Here is an 18,326-nt window from a genome sequence, read left to right on the forward strand (position 1 = left end):
AGTAATTGGTTTTCTTTGTATTTTATTGCGTAAACAAGAGTTTAATATAACTCTAATTTAGATAATTCTTGTAAAACAAATCGTTCAGACAGGGCAATATAACCATCTTGTTCTACTCTCTTTTGACCATTCGATGAAAGCATATAACGAATAAATTCAGCTTCAAGCGGTTTCAGTTTAGCCGTCGGGGGCTTGTTAAGGTAGATATATAAGAATCGTGCTAATGGGTATTTCCCTGACGTTATATTACTTGTCGAGGGCTCAATATAATCTGCCCCTTCTACACTGATCGGTAATAATTTCACTCCAGACATTTGATAACCAACACCTGAATAACCAATGCCATTTAATGATGCTGAAACACCTTGAACTACAGAGGCTGAGCCCGGCTGTTCATTGACATTAACTTTAAAGTCACCATCACATAATGCATGCTGTTTAAAGTAGCCATATGTACCAGAGACTGAATTACGACCAAACAGTTGAATGCGATGCGTTGCCCAACGGCTAGTTATTCCTAAATCTTGCCAATGATTTACCGGCTTTAATGCACCACAACGCAACGTAGCGGAAAAGATAGAATCAATTTGAGTAAAGTTAAGCCCTTTAATTGGGTTATCCTGATGAACAAAAATTCCGAGAGCATCAATAGCGACTCGGAGTTCAGTTGGTGGATAACCAAATTGTCGTTCAAAAGCGGCTTTTTCACTTTGCCGCATCCGTCGACTCATTGGCCCAAATTGAGCAGTGCTTTCTATTAGTGCAGGAGGTGCAGTAGAAGAGCCTGATGCTTGGATTTGAATATTTACATTTGGATAAATACGTTGAAAATCTTCAGCCCATAAGGTCATCATGTTCGCTAACGTATCAGAGCCAATCGACGATAAATTACCCGAGATCCCAGCAACGCGCTCATAAGGTTCTAACTTTCCATCATAAGAAAAGGCATTTTGTATAAACCCCAGCCAAAGCAATCCCACAGAGATTAAACCCCGGATCCATCTTTGCTGCTTGCTATACATAACCTTCATGATGTCCTTATTTTAATATTAGTTTTTTTGGCAGAACAAATGAGAAAGTACTTCCTTTACCCAATTGGCTTTGTATTTCTAATTGTGAATCGTGGTGACTAAGTGCATGCTTTACTATCGCGAGTCCTAAACCACTGCCGCCAGTATCTCTTGAACGCGCCTTATCTACCCGATAAAAACGCTCTGTTAAACGAGGAATATGTTGAGGCTCAATTCCTTGCCCACTATCTGTTACTGTTAATACAGCCCCAGATCGTGCCTTTTTCCATTCAACAATAATCTCTGCGCCATCCGTAGTATGCTTAACTGCGTTATAGACTAGATTTGAAATTGCACTACGTAATTGGTCTTCATCGCCTAACACTTTAAGATCATGATCTATATTAAAGGTTACTTTGTGGTTTCTATTTCCACTTAATGCGATCGCTTCTTTTTCTAAAATATCTAACATGGATGGTACATCAACACGATCTTCTAGCATTGATGTTGCTGCGGCTTCTATTTTTGATAATGTAAGTAATTGCTCAACTAAGCCTTCCATTCGAGATAACTGCTCAGTCATCACACCATGTGCCCTATTCCACATTGGCCCAACAAGCATCTCAGGATCTTCTGACATTTCTAAATAACCACGAAGTACCGTCATTGGCGTTCGTAATTCATGAGAAACATTAGCAAAGAAATTACGACGCATACCTTCTAGTTGTTTAATTTGCGTAACATCACGTACCACCATCAAATATTCACCATCACTATACGGCACAATACGTATCTCAAGTGTCTTATCTGTGTTAATCGGTGATGGCATATCTAATGGAATATCAAAGTGTTGAGCCATTAAATATTGCACAAAATCAGGCGTTCGGATCAAATTAGTAATAGGTTGTCCTGAATCACTAGGCCAGCGAAAGCCAAGTAATGATTGGGCCAAGGTATTACACCAAACAATGTTGCCTTCATGACGAAAAACCACCACAGCATCAGGCAGAGCTTCAGCCCCTTGTCTAAAACGACGAATTAACGTGGATAGTTCTTTACGACGCTTTTTATGCCTTTTTTGCAGACGGTAAGTTTCATCAAAAATCGGTTCCCAGCTACCAGAAGCAGAGGGTGGCGTCGCTTTACGCCCTTCATGTAACCAGCGAGACATTTTAATTTGGTTATGCAAATGCCAAATCAATAATATAAACGAGGCAAGAAACAACAATGGCCATAACGCATCAAATAAATACCCAACGATAACCCAAGGTACGTAGAAAAAAGCCAATTCTCCAACGAGCTTTTTCCATGAGAGACGTTCAACCATGTATTTTACCTTTTGCTTCTATTTATATTTAAGAATTAAGACGTTTGAACAGAGAAACGATAACCCGCGCCACGAACGGTTTGCACTAAGCGATCATGCCCTTCCATTTCTAATGCCTTACGTAAACGACGAATATGAACATCAACCGTACGATCTTCTACGTATACATTCGTACCCCAAACATTATTCAATAGTTGTTCACGGCTGTATACACGCTCTTGATGAGTCATAAAGAAGTGCAGCATTTTAAATTCTGTCGGACCCATATCTAATGCTTTATCATTGGCTGTAACACGGTGTGATACTGGGTCTAATTTTAACCCTTGAACATCAATCAACTCTTCAACAGAGGTTGGAGATACTCGACGAATAACGGCCTTTAAGCGCGCCATTAACTCTTTTGGTGAAAATGGTTTGGTAATGTAATCATCTGCACCCACTTCAAGGCCGCGAACTTTATCTTCTTCTTCGCCGCGAGCTGTTAGCATAACTACTGGGATTTTTTTGGTAAATTCATCGCGCTTAAGGTGTTTGATTAAATTGATGCCTGAGCCACCTGGCAACATCCAATCCAACAAAATTAAATCAGGGTAAGGTTCGCAGAGTAAACCAAGTGCAGTGTCATAATCTTCTGCTTCTATCGGTTCATATCCTTTCTGCTCTAATACAAAACACAGCATCTCACGGATTGGCGCTTCATCTTCTACTACAAGTATCCTTCTAGACATTCTTTTTACCTAAATTAGCCAACAAAATTTATAACGCTATTATTAAAGCTAATTATGACACTTTTGTGACTATTGAAAAGAAAAGTTCATATTCTCATCAATGAAATACTATCTCAGTGTCATTTATCCAAGAACCTGAAATCTATACAAGCAATATTCAACAAAATCTCCTATCATAAGCGCACTTAAAAAAGACAGGAATTCAGCAGCATGATGTGGTTTAAAAATTGTTTAATTTATCGTTTTACTAAAGAAGTTGATCTCAACCCTGAGCAACTTGAAAAACAACTGAACGATTTCCGTTTCACACCTTGTGGTAGCCAAGATATGCAAAAGTTTGGCTGGGTAACTGCAATGGGCCGTCATGGTGATATGCTGACTCACGTCGCAAGCAAAAATATTCTTATTTGTGCAAAAAAAGAAGAAAAAATGTTACCCGCGTCAGTGATTAAAGAATCAATGAACGCAAAAATTGATGCCATGGAACTTGAACAAGGTCGCCCTCTTAAGAAAAAAGAGAAAGACTCTATCAAAGATGACATCGTTATTGATCTTCTTCCACGAGCATTTAGCAAGCACCAACAAACCTATGCATTAATTCTTCCAGAAGCTGGGTTTATTATTGTTGATGCTGGCAGTTACAAAAAAGCGGAAGACGTATTAGCGTTGCTTCGTAAATCTATCGGTAGTCTACCTGTTGTCCCTCTAACTTCAACTCAACCTATTGAAAATGCCTTAACTGAGTGGGTTAAAACAGGTACTACGCCTCAAGGTTTTGAGATGGGTGAGGAAGCGGAACTAAAAGCAATTTTAGAAGACGGCGGCGTGATCCGTTGTAAGCAGCAAGAATTAGTGTGTGATGAAATCCACGCTCATATTGATGCAAACAAAATGGTTACTAAGTTAGCGCTAACTTGGCAGGAACGCTTAGAGTTTATCCTTGCTGATGACCTATCGCTAAAACGCCTAAAGTTCAGCGATGAGATTAAAGACCAAAACGAAGACATTGGTTTTGAAGATAAAGCAGCACGTTTTGATGCAGATTTCTCTCTAATGAGTTCTGAGCTTGATGCGCTTCTTCCTGATCTATTCAAAGCACTTGGTGGCATTGAAGAGAAAGAGTAAAAGCAGGGTTCAGATCGGTCGCAAGCTCCCTTGAAGGGTTCAGAGGTGCTTGCGGCTATTTCTCAGCTCAAGAAAAATTATCTTGGATTCTTTACGTTCAGCGAATACCTCTGAAATCTGCTAGCGTAGCGATCTGAACTCTTTATCTCATATTTTCTTTGCTTTTCCCTGAAGCCTGCAAGCGAAGCGACCTGAAACCTTTCTTTATACCCTAGCACTTCTCTCACTTTACATGTAAAATCCGGCCTCCTTCATATCCTTGTGATATGACCTGACCTGAGATCAGAATACAACATTGGGAAGCAATCATGTTTAAGCCAGAACTACTTTCGCCTGCGGGCAGCCTTAAAAATATGCGTTATGCGTTTGCCTACGGTGCAGATGCCGTTTATGCAGGCCAGCCACGTTACAGCCTTCGTGTTCGTAACAACGAATTCAACCACGAAAACCTACAAATCGGTATTAATGAAGCACATGCGCAAGGTAAGAAGCTATATGTGGTATGTAATATACAACCACACAACTCAAAGCTAAAAACCTTCATTCGTGATTTAGCGCCAATCGTAGAAATGGGTCCTGACGCATTGATCATGTCAGATCCAGGTTTAATCATGATGGTTCGTGAAGCTTTCCCTGAAGTAGTTATTCACCTGTCCGTTCAAGCCAATGCGGTTAACTGGGCAACAGTGAAATTCTGGGCAACTCAAGGTGTTGAGCGTGTGATCTTATCTCGTGAATTATCACTAGAAGAAATTGAAGAGATCCGTGAGCACTGTCCTGATACTGAATTAGAAATCTTTGTACACGGTGCATTATGCATGGCGTACTCTGGTCGCTGCTTGTTATCTGGTTACATGAACAAGCGTGATCCAAACCAAGGCACATGTACGAATGCATGTCGCTGGGAATACAAAGCGGAAGAAGCAAAAGAAGACGAAAACGGTCAAATCGTTGAAGCTAACCCTACAGGTGTTGAGATCCAAGACGTTGAAGTTCAAAACGAACGTCCAGACAACACACTAGGCTTAGGTAAACCAACAGATGAGGTAGTTCTTCTTTCTGAAGCACACCGTCCAGAAGAGAAGATGGCAGCATTTGAAGACGAGCATGGTACTTACATCATGAACTCTAAAGATCTTCGTGCTATCCAACACGTAGAACGTCTAACTAAGATGGGTGTTCACTCTCTTAAAATTGAAGGTCGTACTAAGTCTTTCTACTACTGTGCACGTACTGCGCAAGTTTATCGTAAAGCGATTGATGATGCGGTTGCAGGTAAACCATTTGATGAAAGCCTAATGGGTACGCTAGAAAGCCTAGCTCACCGTGGTTACACAGAAGGTTTCCTACGTCGTCATACACACGATGCATACCAAAACTACGATTACGGTTACTCTATCTCTGATTCTCAACAATTCGTTGGTGAGTTCACAGGTAAACGCCGTGGTGATTTAGCTGAAGTTGATGTTAAGAATAAATTCTTAGTCGGTGACTCTGTAGAGATCATGACACCACAAGGTAACCTGACACTGACTCTAGATGTAATGGAAAACCGTAAGAGTGAAGCTGTTGATGAAGCAAAAGGCAATGGTCACTTTGTCTTCATTCCTGTTCCTGCAAACGTTGATCTAGAATACGGCCTGCTAATGCGTAACTTACACACGGGTGAAGATACTCGTAATCCACACGGCAAGTAAGTAATGGCGTTATTGATCAATAAAAAATGCATTAACTGCGACATGTGTGAACCTGAGTGTCCAAACGAAGCAATCAGCATGGGTGATGAGATTTACGAAATTAATCCAGATCTTTGTACTGAATGTAAAGGCCACTATGATGCGCCAACATGTCAGTCAGTTTGCCCTATCAGTAACTGCGTTATTTCAGATCCAAACAACGTAGAAACAGATGAAGAGTTATTAGAGAAATTCGTTAAGCTCCAAGGCCTAGCGAAATAATCTCTAATCACCTGATCTGATTCAAATAAAAATGCCCAGCGATATCACTATCTCTGGGCATTTTTTATTTACAGTGCAAATGGTTTACACGTTTATTTTTTCACAAGACCATACGGTTTACTTTTGAATACCTTTGGTTCATTTTGAATCGTCGGTGCGGCATGTGGCGTTTGCCAATCGAGTAACATTATCGCTAATACATTACGGTGCTCACCATCAGTTAAATCAGTACTGTTTGATGTTGATGGCACCATATTCTTCTCACGGTTAATCGCATCTTGAATGTGTTTTTGTGTTTTATAGACTACAGGGTCATCTTCTAACCCTGCCAATAAGAAGGTAATTCCTACTTCTGAAATAATGTCTTCTTTGGCTCTTTCTAAAATAGTATCAATATTATTACGCAGATAATCATATATCCATTGATGATCAGACTCTTTTAGGGGGTATTGATAATATTGAGAGTCGGCTAATAAAATATGCGTTAAGCCATAGATTTTATTGCCATACTGCTGCTTAGAAAGCGCTGCATCTTTATTATCTGGGTAGGCTAATTTGAATGCTTCAACAAACTCATCAACCACATCCTGCTCACCTAATTGACGTAACCAATAAACTTGGTTCGCTAGCTGAGCTGCCCATGCTTTAATCATCGCTTCATCAGTCGCGTATTTTTTAAAATCATAACGGCGGATAATTTCTCGCAGCTGTTTGTCATTACGATGCTTTAAACCGTATTCATTTGCACGAGCCATTGAGCCAAGTAAATCAACACCAAGATAGAGATACTCCGGCATAGTTTTAGTGGCTTGATAACGTAAAATACTACGGGTATCAGTATCATCTACGTAGGTGCTTAGCCGTTTATTGGAATACGCTTCAATCTGTTTTGGTGTATAAACTTCAGAAGAGAATTGATTAAGTCGACTTGCCACTCGTGCCATATCAGACCAAACGGCCGCTGAGTATTTAGGATCCATCGTTTGGCGATACATACGTAATCCGTAATGACCCGCTTTAAATGCCGACAGTGTATAGAGCTGGGTTTCATAGGTATGGCGAATTGAGGCGGCATCTTGCTTAAAGCTCGGGACCGTTCTCCCACCCTCCATTATTTCGGCATTGGCAGTAGTTGAACTAAGCAGTAAAACAATAAATAGCGATAACGTCCGTTTAAATAACCCCATACTCACTCTCTTCTACATTAAGAAACTAAAAACACAATTGGTTACATAATAAACGAGAAGAATAGGAAATAGTCAGCAATATGTAAATAAACGACATCTGATCATTTGTTGGCGGCATAAAAAAAGCCTAATGATATAAAATGAATATCATTAGGCTTAAATTTATTGGTTGATGGATTAACTTATTTAGTTAAATCATCAAAGAAGTTCTTAACGCCAGATAAGAAACCTTCTGATTTAGGGTTGTGCTTCATCGCATCTTTCCCATCAAATGATTCTTGGAATTCTTTAAGCAACTCTCTTTGGCGTTTGGTTAATTTAACTGGAGTTTCAACAATCAGTTTAACGATTAAGTCACCAGTGCTGTGTGTACGAACGCCTTTAACACCTTTGCCACGCATACGGAACATACGGCCCGTTTGAGTTTCTAGAGGCACTTTCAAGCTTACACGACCATCAAGAGTAGGGACTTCAACTTCACCGCCTAGTGCAGCCATAGTAAAGCTTACAGGCACTTCACAGTATAAGTTGTTACCGTCACGCTCAAAAATATTGTGCTCTTTTACATGTACTTGTACGTATAGATCGCCTGCCGGAGCGCCGTGCTCTCCCGCTTCACCTTCATTAGATAAACGAATGCGATCACCAGTATCAACACCTGCTGGGATCTTAACATTAAGCGTTTTAGTCTTTTGAACTCGACCTTCACCATGACAAGAGTTACATGGGTCTTTAATGATCTTACCTTTACCATGACAAGTAGGACAAGCCTGCTGTACAGCAAAGAAACCTTGACGCATTTGAACTTGGCCATGACCGTGACAAGTGCTACAAGTTGATGAAGAGGTACCTTTCTTAGCACCAGTGCCTTCACATGGATCACAAGAGACTAATGTTGGTACTTCAATCTCTTTATCACAACCACGAACCGCTTCTTCTAGCGTAAGTTCCATGTTGTAACGTAAATCTGAGCCGCGTTGTGCACGTTGTTGACCACCGCCACGACGGCCGCCACCAAAGATGTCACCAAACACATCACCAAAGATATCGCCAAAGTCACCTTGACCGCCGCCAAAGCCGCCGCCACCGCCCATACCACCTTGTTCAAAGGCTGCATGACCGTATTGATCGTAAGCTGAACGCTTTTGAGCATCCGTTAAGATCTCATACGCAACTTTTACTTCTTTAAACTTTTCTGGCGCTGTTTCATCGCCCTGATTACGGTCAGGGTGGAATTTCATCGCTAGACGCTTATAGGCTTTCTTAATATCACGCTCTGAAGCATCACGGCTTACGCCCAATACTTCATAGAAATCACGTTTAGACATGCTTTGGTCACCAATTCTTTTGATACTGCCGGCAGTGACACCATCAGTATGAGTTCAATCTAGATAATCAGGTTCAACGTTCGAGAATGATTATCTAGATTGACCTTAATAATATATCAACCTAAACAAGTACCGACTCATTCTTGCTTGTGAAAATTAATTATAACTTCGTTATAAATTATGTAATTAGAATACTAGTTAACACAATTTATGCCTTGTTCTAATCAATTTTTCCTACGCAATATCTGAATAGTTACTTATTCAGGTTGATATTACAAACTTGCGGGCGGTAGAGAAAACTCCAACGCCCGCAATATATTTTCTATCGAGAAACCGATAATTAATTCATTAAGTTATAAGTCGCTAGTTCAAGGAAAAAGCACGGAGTTTGCGAACGCAAATGAGTACTTTTAACGCCGAAATAGCGGCTTAAAACGACAGGAATTATTTATCCTTAACTTCTTCGAATTCAGCATCTACTACATCATCTTCTTGCTTAGGTTGCTCACCCGCTTCAGCACCTTGTTGTGCTTGAGCTTTCTGTTGAGCGATTTCCATTAGCTTTTGTGCTGCTTGCATTAGCTCTTGAGTTTTCGCATCGATTGCTTCTTTATCATCGCCTGACTTAACGTCTTCTAGAGCTTTGATTGCTGCTTCGATTTTTTCTTTCTCGTCAGCTGGAAGTGCATCGCCTGCTTCTTCGATTTGTTTTTTCGTACCGTGGATCATTTGATCCGCTTGGTTACGTGCTGTTACTAGCTCTTCGAACTTTTTGTCCGCGTCTTTGTTAGCTTCAGCTTCTTGTACCATTGCTTCGATTTCTTCGTCTGTTAGACCACCAGAAGCTTGGATTGTGATCTTCTGCTCTTTACCAGTCGATTTATCTTTTGCAGATACGTTTAGGATACCATCAGCATCTAGGTCGAATGTTACTTCGATTTGTGGCATACCACGTGGTGCTGCTTGGATACCTTCTAGGTTAAATTGACCTAGAGATTTGTTGTATGTCGCTTGCTTACGCTCACCTTGAAGTACGTGGATTGTTACCGCACTTTGGTTATCTTCAGCAGTTGAGAACGTTTGGTCCGCTTTAGTTGGGATCGTTGTGTTCTTCTCGATTAGTTTAGTCATTACACCACCCATCGTTTCGATACCGAAAGATAGAGGAGTAACATCTAGAAGAAGTACATCTTTAACGTCACCAGCTAGTACGCCACCTTGAACTGCAGCACCCATTGCTACTGCTTCATCAGGGTTTACGTCACGGCGAGCTTCTTTACCGAAGAAATCAGCAACTTTAGCTTGAACCATAGGCATACGTGTTTGGCCACCAACTAGGATTACGTCAGTGATTTCGCTTACTGATAAATCAGCATCAGCTAGAGCAACTTTTAGTGGTTCAAGAGTACGAACTACTAGGTCTTCAACTAGAGATTCTAGTTTTGCACGTGTAACTTTAACGTTCATGTGCTTAGGACCTGTTGCATCAGCAGTAACGTAAGGAAGGTTTACGTCAGTTTGTTGAGCTGAAGATAATTCAATCTTCGCTTTTTCTGCTGCTTCTTTAACACGTTGCATTGCTAGAGGATCAGTTTTAAGGTCGATGCCTTGCTCTTTCTTAAACTCATCAACTAGGAAGTTGATCATACGGTTATCGAAATCTTCACCACCTAGGTGAGTGTCGCCGTTTGTCGCAAGAACTTCGAAAGTTTGCTCGCCATCAACGTTGTCGATTTCAATGATAGAAATATCGAATGTACCACCACCAAGGTCGTATACTGCGATAGTGCGATCGCCGCCTTTTTTGTCTAGACCGTAAGCTAGCGCTGCTGCTGTTGGTTCGTTGATGATACGTTTAACATCAAGACCTGCGATACGACCAGCATCTTTCGTTGCTTGACGTTGAGCATCGTTAAAGTAAGCAGGTACAGTTACTACTGCGCCAGTTACTTCTTCGCCTAGGAAATCTTCAGCTGTTTTCTTCATTTTCTTAAGAATTTCAGCAGACACTTGAGGAGCAGCCATTTTTTGGCCTTGCGCTTCAACCCAAGCATCACCGTTGTCAGCTTTAACGATTTTGTACGGCATGATTTCGATATCACGTTGTACTTCTTCGTCTTCAAAACGACGACCAATAAGACGCTTAATCGCAAATAATGTATTTTGTGGGTTAGTAATCGCTTGACGTTTAGCTGGCTGACCTACAAGAGTTTCGCCATCTGTGTATGCAATTACCGATGCCGTTGTACGTTCACCCTCTGCATTCTCTAAAATACGTGGCGTGTCGCCATCTAAAACAGCAACACAAGAGTTAGTTGTACCTAAGTCAATACCAATGATCTTACCCATCAGGTTCTCTCCAATTATCTATTTAAACTTATCCAAAACAACTTGAATAAGGGTTGGGACTAAATCCCATAATTCATTCTATGACTAATTAATAAGGGCGCTAAATCACAATTCAAGGGAAACAATAAAAAAAAATCAATTTTATTTTCAACTGCACAAAAAAAAGCCTAACAATCATGTCAGGCTTGTCGTTCAGAATATTCTTAATCGATATCTACTTAATCAGAATCTTTGCAATTCATGACTTCAAAATCAATTGGCGGTGGATTTTGCTGCCACTCTTCTTTAGTTAAGTAGGTTTTACCACCCGATTTAATATATGGACTATTATCATCAACAATCAGTAAACCATCCGACGCAACGGTTCCCATGTAATACCATTTTGGTGTAGTGGTTAAATATTGAAAACGACTACCACCAGCACCGGGTAAATAATTGGCATTAGATAAATCACCATGAGAAACCGACGTATTCACTGTTGGGTAATAATCTGCTCCCGTACTGATTAACACTTTCGCCGTACTAATATCTTGCTTGCCTTGTGGTTTATCAGGAACCAACCATGCTTTCATTCGTACAAACGCGGCAAGGACATTTTCGCCATCAATAGCAACCTTACTGGTTCCACCATGCAATGGATAATGTTCTGAATGCAATTGATACTCTTTTAAACCATCGCTAGAGCGGCGATATGGGACATCTTCAATATATTTAATAATGTTGTGAGAGTAATAGGCAGCCCAAGAGACCGATGCTCTATTTACAGTAACATTGACCCATTCAGCCGTCAGTGGATCCATGCTTCCATCAGTCGATTGAAGTAACCACATATCAGCATCACCAATAACAACTCGAACATTTTTTGCTGTGTTTTTCTGCGCCTCAAATACCGTGAACCATTGTGTCATTCCCGTCCACGCATCAGAAGTGGTCATACTTTTATCAATGATCTCATTAGCCCAATATGACGGGGCAGCATCTCCACGAGGTATACCTTGAACAATAGTGGCTCCACGAGCCCAAGCTGAAGTCTCTGGTGCATTATATAATTTGGCATCATTTGCTAATGCCATTGAGGTATAAGTCTCAGACGCCACAACATGCTCAGCAAAACTTAACGGCGTGTAAAGACAAAGCGCGCCAACTAAAAGAGATTTAATGTTCAATTTGTTTTCCATTTATTTGTTCCTAACCATTCATCCATGATGAGTAAAATGTAGTAAAAAACAAAATAAATAACGATAGAAAAAATGATAAAATTTAAAAGCTTGAATCCCATTCCTTATTTACAACACACTTTCTAGAAAAGAAGACGGCCTATCTTAAAAGAAAGACAAAAAAAAGCGAACCCATTGCTGAATTCGCTTCATTTATCATCACTTAATTTAATTAAAAATAGTGATTATTGAGCAACCATTACCATTGCAGGACGCAGCACTTGCTCATTTAATGAGTAGCCTTTTTGCATCACAATCATCACGGTGTTTGACTCATGATCAGGGCTTGCTTGCATACCAATCGCTTGATGAAGTTCAGGGTTAAATGCTTCGCCAACTGGATTGATTACCGTTAAACCAAACTTTTCAACCGTTGAAATAAACGTTTGTAGTGTTAATTCAACACCTTCAAGCAACGCTTTTGCTGCTTCATTTTCTTTATCGCCATTCTCAAGAGCACGCTCTAGGTTATCGATAACTGGAAGTAGTTCACCAGCGAATTTTTTCAACGCATATTTACGCGCTTTATCGATATCGCCTTCCGCACGACGACGTACATTTTGCTCTTCTGCTTTTGCACGTAATACCGCATCTTGCTGATCTTTAAGTTGTGCTTGAGTAGCAAGTAATGCAGCTTCTAATTCTGCAATTTTTGCATCTTGGTTATCTTCAATAGATTCATTCCATTCAACATCACCTTCAGTGCCAACCGCTTCAATGTGATCTTCAACTACAACTTCTTCGTTTACTTTTTTCTCTTCGTTACTCATTACTGCTTCTCCAGAATGCTGATGACTAGCTATAAAGCGATCTTAATATAAACCAAGGCGTCGCTCTATACGCAAATTAAAACTTTGTCATTATTATGGGGACTAAATAAAGCGATTCAAGCATAATAGTGCTAATTGTAAAATTTGTTCCCCATTTAATGATGGATGATTGATATGAAAACCGCCTTTAACGTTATCGCAATCATTGGTAAGCCAAGAGATCCAAGCGCCGTAAAAACCCATTTAGCTCTTTATAATTGGTTAACTCAGCTTAATTATTCGGTATTACTTGATAATCGCTTACGTGAAGCTTTACCTGACATCCCTGATGATCGATTTAATCACCTCTTAAAATTAGGAGAACAAGCCGATCTCGCTATTGTCGTTGGTGGTGATGGTAATATGCTTGGCGCAGCTCGTGTTTTATCTCGTTTCGATATTTCAGTCATTGGCGTTAACAGAGGCAATCTTGGTTTTTTAACCGATCTTGATCCTGATAATTTTAAAGAGCCACTGCAAGCCGTCTTAAATGGTGAATTTGTTAAAGAAGAACGCTTTTTATTAGAAGCTGAAGTTCACCGCCATGGGCAAATAAAAAGCCACAATACCGCCTTTAATGAGGTGGTACTTCATCCGGGCCAAGTTGCCCACATGATCGAATTTGAAGTCTATATTGATGACAGCTTTGCTTTCTCTCAGCGCTCTGATGGATTGATCATTTCAACACCAACGGGATCAACTGCGTACTCTTTATCTGGTGGTGGTCCGATCCTTTCACCTAACCTGAATGCGATCTCAATTGTACCTATGTTTCCACACACCCTTTCAAGCCGTCCTCTGGTTGTTGAAGGTAAGCGTCATATCAAATTATTCATTTCACCAGAAAATCGTAGTGCATTGGAAGTGAGCTGTGACGGGCAAGTCTCATTACCTGTCAGCCCTGGTGATGAAGTGCATATTTTCCAAAGCCCTAGTCGATTAAAACTTATTCATCCTAAAGATTATAGCTACTATCATGTACTTAGAAATAAGCTTGGCTGGTCAAGCAAACTCTTCTAATCTCTAAATACAGATAAAGATAAGCCACTCACAAAAAGTTAATTTAAACTTTACTGTATAAAGAAACAGTATATACTGTTTCTTTATACAGTGTTTTTAGTGTTTAAATTTCACAGAGAATGGCTTATGTTGGCACATATCAAAATTACTCATTTCGCAATTGTAAAATCATTAGAGCTTGATTTAACCAAAGGCATGACCACCATTACCGGTGAGACAGGCGCAGGTAAATCTATTGCAATTGATGCTCTTGGTTTATGTTTAGGCGATCGCGCTGAAGCTTCTATGGTTCGCCAAGGAGAAGAGAAAGCTGAGATCACCGTACTCTTCACATTAGAAAATAATCTTAACGCCAAACGTTGGTTAGAAGATAATGAACTCTATGATGGCAATGAATGTATTTTACGCCGCGTAATCACTAAAGAAGGCCGTTCTCGTGGTTTTATTAATGGCAGCCCAGTTCCTGCGGCTCAATTAAAAACATTAGGCCATTTACTGATCAATATTCATGGTCAACACGCCCACCATGAATTAATGAAACCTGAATACCAACTAAATATGTTGGATCAATACGCAGGTCATGTATCTCTACTAAATAAGACACGCAGCCGCTACCAAGCGTGGCGCCAAGCTGATAACTCTCTTAAACAACTAATCAAAAACTCTCAGCAGAATGAAGCTCAAAAACAGCTGATCGAATATCAAATAAAAGAGTTAAATGATTTAGCACTAGGCGAAGAAGAGTTTGCTCAACTAGAAGAAGATCATAAACGTTTATCAAACTCTGGTGACTTGGTTGAATACTGCCAACAAGCCGTGTCGCTTCTTTATGAAAACGATGACGTTAACGCCCTTCAGTTACTGCAGTATGCAAATAATCATATTCAGCAACTTGGACAACTCGATCCACAGCTTGCTCCGTTATCAGAAATGCTTAATGAGGCAATGATCCAAGTAGAAGAAGCAAATCATGAAATTAAAAACTACTTAGATTGCATTGATGTTGATCCCGCACAAATTGCCTTTGTTGAGGAACGATTCAGCAAAGTTATGTCAATGGCAAAAAAACACCATGTACTTGCTGATGAATTATATGAGCACCATCAGCAGCTATTGGCAGAATACGAACGCCTTGATTGTTCCGATGAAAAACGTGAACAACGCGAGCAAGAAGTTGAAGAATTGAAACAACATTTCTTAGAAGCAGCCCATAAGCTCACGAAAAGTCGCCAGCGTTATGCTAAAGAGCTAAATAATAAGATCACCGAAAGCATGCAAACATTAAGTATGGAAAAAGCCGTATTTGATATTCAGATTGAAAGTGATGGTGTTAATAAAATTTCACCACTAGGAATTGATACCCTGTGCTTTAAAGTATCAACCAACCCTGGTCAGCCATTGCACCCAATTGCAAAAGTTGCCTCTGGTGGTGAGCTGTCTCGTATCTCTTTGGCTATTCAGGTTATTACCGCTCAGAAAGTCGATACGCCAAGTTTGATTTTTGATGAAGTTGATGTAGGTATTAGTGGGCCAACCGCTGCTGTAGTAGGAAAAATGTTGCGTACTTTAGGTGAATCAACCCAAGTGCTATGTGTTACTCACTTACCTCAAGTAGCTGGCTGTGGACACAACCAATTATTTGTCGCTAAGCACACTAACTCAGGAAAAACTGAAACCCAAATGCGAGCCTTAAGTACAGAAGAGCGCATTGAAGAGCTAGCCCGCTTACTCGGCGGGACACAAATAACAGACCATACGCTTGCTAATGCAAAAGAGCTACTAAGCGCTGCTTAATGGCTTGTAAATAGCTAAACTCACCTTTTAGTTAACGCCAATGTCGTCTTTGATGTTGGCGTTTTTATTCCCCCCTTCTTTTAAATTATGAATAGAATGCAACTTGATTCAAAATTTAGGGTCAAAACACAGCATAACAGGCTTAACCTTTTTACTTATTAGTCTAGCTTGTTTATCATCTGTTTAATTATTTTAAAGGCTAAGCTGTACGAACTATGCAATTCAAAAAATGGATCATTGCTCTACCCCTTGCTGTTGGGCTTCTGGGTGGTTGCTCGCTATTAGAACCGTTGGTATATCGAATTGATATTGCCCAAGGTAACTACGTCGAACAGGAAGCCGTCGATAAACTGCGATTTGGCATGACAAAACAACAAGTACAGTATGTTATGGGTTCTCCAATGCTTGTTGAATCAGGCTACCCAAATACTTGGTATTACGTCTACCTTTTCACTCATGGCCATGAAGAGTCGATTCAAAAGAACTTAATTGTTCACTTTGATGACAATGGTAATTTAACCAGCCTTGACGGTGTATTCCCAATGAGTGACAGTTTCTTTGAGAAAATCTAGTTTTCTTTAAGACGTTAAAACACAAAAAACCGGACATCGTTTAACGATCTCCGGTTTTTTATTATCTAACAATTCAGTAAATAAACTACTTTTTCGCCGCTTCTTTCTTCGCTTGTTCGGCTCTTTTTCGTCTAATTTCTTTTGGATCTGCAAGTAAAGGGCGATAAATTTCAATACGATCTTTATCTCTAATCGTTGCATCCAATTTTATATTACGACTAAATACACCAACTTTATTTACGTCTAAATCGATATCAGGGTATCGCTCTAGCACGCCAGATTGTTGGATAATCTCTTGTACTGTCTGTTCCGCTTTAACCGCAAGTTTAAAAACCACCTGCTCTGTTGGCAATGCGTAGACCACTTCAACATGGATCATCTCATTAATTATTGACATAAACCTGCTTCGCTCTTTGGGTAAATGAGTTCACCATATTATTAGTAAGCTCTTGAAATACTTTACCAAACGCCATTGCTACTAAGGCATTTGTAAATTCAAAATCTAACTTTAACTCCACTTTACATGCCGTTTCATCCAAAGCAGTAAAGTGCCAGCCACCAGTTAATGATTTAAATGGTCCATCAACTAAATTCATCCCAATCAATTGCGCATCAATTAGAGTATTTTTAGTCGTAAACGTCTTTTTTATGCCTGCTTTTGCTACATCAACTGACGCTACCATTGAACTTTCTGACTCTTCGATTACCTTAGAGCCAGAACACCCTGGTAAAAACTGAGGATAAGAGGCAACATCATTGACTAAATCATACATTTGCTTTGCGCTAAACGGTACTAATGCAGAACGGCTAACCTGAGGCATAAATTCTCCTTTACATAATAGAGGGTTGCATCATACCATCTTGATGTTAAGAGCCAAACTACTTCCCCTATTCTCAACTAATAACGTATAATGTGGGCATTATGGCAAAGAAAAAATCAAAAGATAAAGCGGGCAGTAATACCATTGCTATGAACAAGCAAGCTCGCCACGAATATTTCATTGAAGATGAAATCGAAGCTGGGGTTGAACTCCAAGGCTGGGAAGTTAAATCTCTTCGTTCTGGTAAAGTTAATATCGCGGAAAGCTACGTGTATGTTCGCGATGGTGAAATTTTTATTAGTGGTATGAACATCACACCACTGCAAGCCGCATCGACTCATGTTATAGCGAATCCAACACGTGTTCGTAAACTACTAATGAGCCGTAAAGAAATTGATAACCTTATTGGTCGTGTAAACCGTGAAGGTATGACACTCGTAGCAACAACAATGTACTGGGTTCGCTCTTGGGCAAAGATCAAAGTCGGCGTTGCTAAAGGTAAAAAACTGCACGATAAACGTACAGATTCAAAAGAAAAAGACTGGAATAGAGATAAAGCACGAATTATGAAGAGTAGTTTGCGTTAATTTCAACCAGTTAGACTGATACTAGCTAGACAGACGCTGTTTTTCTGTTAGTATCATCTGGTAACAACTTTGGGGCTGATTCAGGATTCGACGGGAATTTTGAAACCCGAGGAGCATGTCGTGGGGCGGTTGGCCACGTAAAAAGCCGCAAAAAAATAGTCGCAAACGACGAAAACTACGCACTAGCAGCTTAATAACCTGCTCAGAGCTCTCCTGCCCTAGCTTCCGTTTGTAAGACGGGGAATAACAGGGGATCAAACCCAAACGAACTAGAATGGATTCTCCCACCTGAGAGATGAAGTTCGAATTATAATTCAGGTTAGCCATAAGATAGCGTGTCGGTTCGCAGTTTTACGGTGAAATTAAAGATCGACTAAACATGTAGCGCCAACGGTGAACGGTTTTCGGACGGGGGTTCAAATCCCCCCAGCTCCACCAAACGTTTGGAAAAGCCCAACTTCGAAAGAGGTTGGGCTTTTTTATGTCTAATAGGT

Annotated in this window: 17 protein-coding genes and 1 other RNA gene; 8 read left to right on the top strand and 10 right to left on the bottom strand. The window is 40.2% G+C overall.

Annotation, left to right across the window (positions count from 1 at the left end; translation table 11 throughout):
- Positions 1-41: 41 nt before the first annotated feature.
- The 3 genes from AC2INI_RS10675 to phoB are packed head-to-tail and all read right to left on the bottom strand — an operon-like array spanning position 42 to position 3,065.
- Positions 42-1,022, bottom strand: coding sequence for a PstS family phosphate ABC transporter substrate-binding protein (locus tag AC2INI_RS10675; protein WP_486305721.1), 981 nt, complete (start codon positions 1,020-1,022; stop codon positions 42-44).
- Between the two features lie 16 nt (positions 1,023-1,038).
- Positions 1,039-2,337 carry a phosphate regulon sensor histidine kinase PhoR gene (gene phoR, locus AC2INI_RS10680; protein WP_486304810.1) on the bottom strand — a complete coding sequence of 433 codons (1,299 nt, stop codon included), beginning with the start codon at positions 2,335-2,337 and terminating at the stop codon, positions 1,039-1,041.
- Between the two features lie 35 nt (positions 2,338-2,372).
- Complete coding sequence (gene phoB / locus AC2INI_RS10685; protein WP_130044007.1) at positions 2,373-3,065, bottom strand: phosphate regulon transcriptional regulator PhoB; 693 nt, start codon at positions 3,063-3,065, stop codon at positions 2,373-2,375.
- A 213-nt stretch (positions 3,066-3,278) separates the two neighbouring features.
- On the opposite strand from phoB, the gene rdgC reads away from it, so the two are divergent.
- From rdgC to AC2INI_RS10700, 3 genes are all read left to right on the top strand, one after another.
- Positions 3,279-4,190 (top strand): recombination-associated protein RdgC, encoded by a 912-nt coding sequence (rdgC, locus tag AC2INI_RS10690; protein ID WP_207215638.1) that lies wholly within the window; start codon positions 3,279-3,281, stop codon positions 4,188-4,190.
- Between the two features lie 308 nt (positions 4,191-4,498).
- A complete protein-coding gene (gene trhP, locus AC2INI_RS10695) occupies positions 4,499-5,887 on the top strand; it encodes a prephenate-dependent tRNA uridine(34) hydroxylase TrhP (RefSeq protein ID WP_130044005.1) in 1,389 nt (462 codons plus the stop codon).
- 3 nt (positions 5,888-5,890) lie between these two features.
- A complete protein-coding gene (locus AC2INI_RS10700) occupies positions 5,891-6,148 on the top strand; it encodes a YfhL family 4Fe-4S dicluster ferredoxin (RefSeq protein WP_486304811.1) in 258 nt (85 codons plus the stop codon).
- 92 nt (positions 6,149-6,240) lie between these two features.
- Here AC2INI_RS10700 and AC2INI_RS10705 read toward each other — a convergent pair whose 3' ends face one another.
- From AC2INI_RS10705 to grpE, 5 genes are all read right to left on the bottom strand, one after another.
- Positions 6,241-7,335, bottom strand: coding sequence for a DUF3541 domain-containing protein (locus AC2INI_RS10705; protein ID WP_486304812.1), 1,095 nt, complete (start codon positions 7,333-7,335; stop codon positions 6,241-6,243).
- A gap of 182 nt (positions 7,336-7,517) precedes the next feature.
- Positions 7,518-8,663, bottom strand: a complete 1,146-nt coding sequence (dnaJ, locus tag AC2INI_RS10710; protein WP_122034427.1) for a molecular chaperone DnaJ — start codon at positions 8,661-8,663, stop codon at positions 7,518-7,520.
- Positions 8,664-9,107: 444 nt separating this feature from the next.
- Positions 9,108-11,012, bottom strand: coding sequence for a molecular chaperone DnaK (gene dnaK / locus AC2INI_RS10715; RefSeq protein WP_060991700.1), 1,905 nt, complete (start codon positions 11,010-11,012; stop codon positions 9,108-9,110).
- Between the two features lie 218 nt (positions 11,013-11,230).
- The gene (locus tag AC2INI_RS10720; RefSeq protein WP_486304813.1) at positions 11,231-12,190 is read right to left on the bottom strand and encodes a hypothetical protein; all 960 of its coding nucleotides are present in this window, start codon (positions 12,188-12,190) and stop codon (positions 11,231-11,233) included.
- Between the two features lie 224 nt (positions 12,191-12,414).
- Positions 12,415-12,999 carry a nucleotide exchange factor GrpE gene (gene grpE / locus AC2INI_RS10725; RefSeq protein WP_122036415.1) on the bottom strand — a complete coding sequence of 195 codons (585 nt, stop codon included), beginning with the start codon at positions 12,997-12,999 and terminating at the stop codon, positions 12,415-12,417.
- A 174-nt stretch (positions 13,000-13,173) separates the two neighbouring features.
- Between grpE and nadK the strand changes: the two genes are divergently transcribed.
- From nadK to bamE, 3 genes are all read left to right on the top strand, one after another.
- A complete protein-coding gene (gene nadK / locus AC2INI_RS10730; protein ID WP_162922568.1) occupies positions 13,174-14,058 on the top strand; it encodes an NAD(+) kinase in 885 nt (294 codons plus the stop codon).
- 126 nt (positions 14,059-14,184) lie between these two features.
- Positions 14,185-15,852 carry a DNA repair protein RecN gene (gene recN, locus AC2INI_RS10735; protein WP_486304814.1) on the top strand — a complete coding sequence of 556 codons (1,668 nt, stop codon included), beginning with the start codon at positions 14,185-14,187 and terminating at the stop codon, positions 15,850-15,852.
- A 215-nt stretch (positions 15,853-16,067) separates the two neighbouring features.
- On the top strand, positions 16,068-16,424 hold the full coding sequence (gene bamE / locus AC2INI_RS10740; protein WP_122036411.1) for an outer membrane protein assembly factor BamE: 357 nt from the start codon (positions 16,068-16,070) through the stop codon (positions 16,422-16,424).
- Between the two features lie 85 nt (positions 16,425-16,509).
- Here bamE and AC2INI_RS10745 read toward each other — a convergent pair whose 3' ends face one another.
- Positions 16,510-16,821, bottom strand: coding sequence for an RnfH family protein (locus AC2INI_RS10745; RefSeq protein WP_122036409.1), 312 nt, complete (start codon positions 16,819-16,821; stop codon positions 16,510-16,512).
- Positions 16,808-17,245, bottom strand: coding sequence for an SRPBCC family protein (locus tag AC2INI_RS10750; protein WP_122036407.1), 438 nt, complete (start codon positions 17,243-17,245; stop codon positions 16,808-16,810). Before AC2INI_RS10750 ends, AC2INI_RS10745 begins: the two co-directional genes overlap by 14 nt.
- A gap of 101 nt (positions 17,246-17,346) precedes the next feature.
- Here AC2INI_RS10750 and smpB point away from each other — a divergent pair, with 101 nt between their 5' ends.
- Positions 17,347-17,832 carry an SsrA-binding protein SmpB gene (smpB, locus tag AC2INI_RS10755; protein WP_122036405.1) on the top strand — a complete coding sequence of 162 codons (486 nt, stop codon included), beginning with the start codon at positions 17,347-17,349 and terminating at the stop codon, positions 17,830-17,832.
- Positions 17,833-17,903: 71 nt separating this feature from the next.
- Positions 17,904-18,270: a transfer-messenger RNA gene (gene ssrA, locus AC2INI_RS10760) on the top strand.
- Positions 18,271-18,326: the final 56 nt, after the last annotated feature.

This window comes from Aliivibrio friggae, from assembly GCF_057368515.1.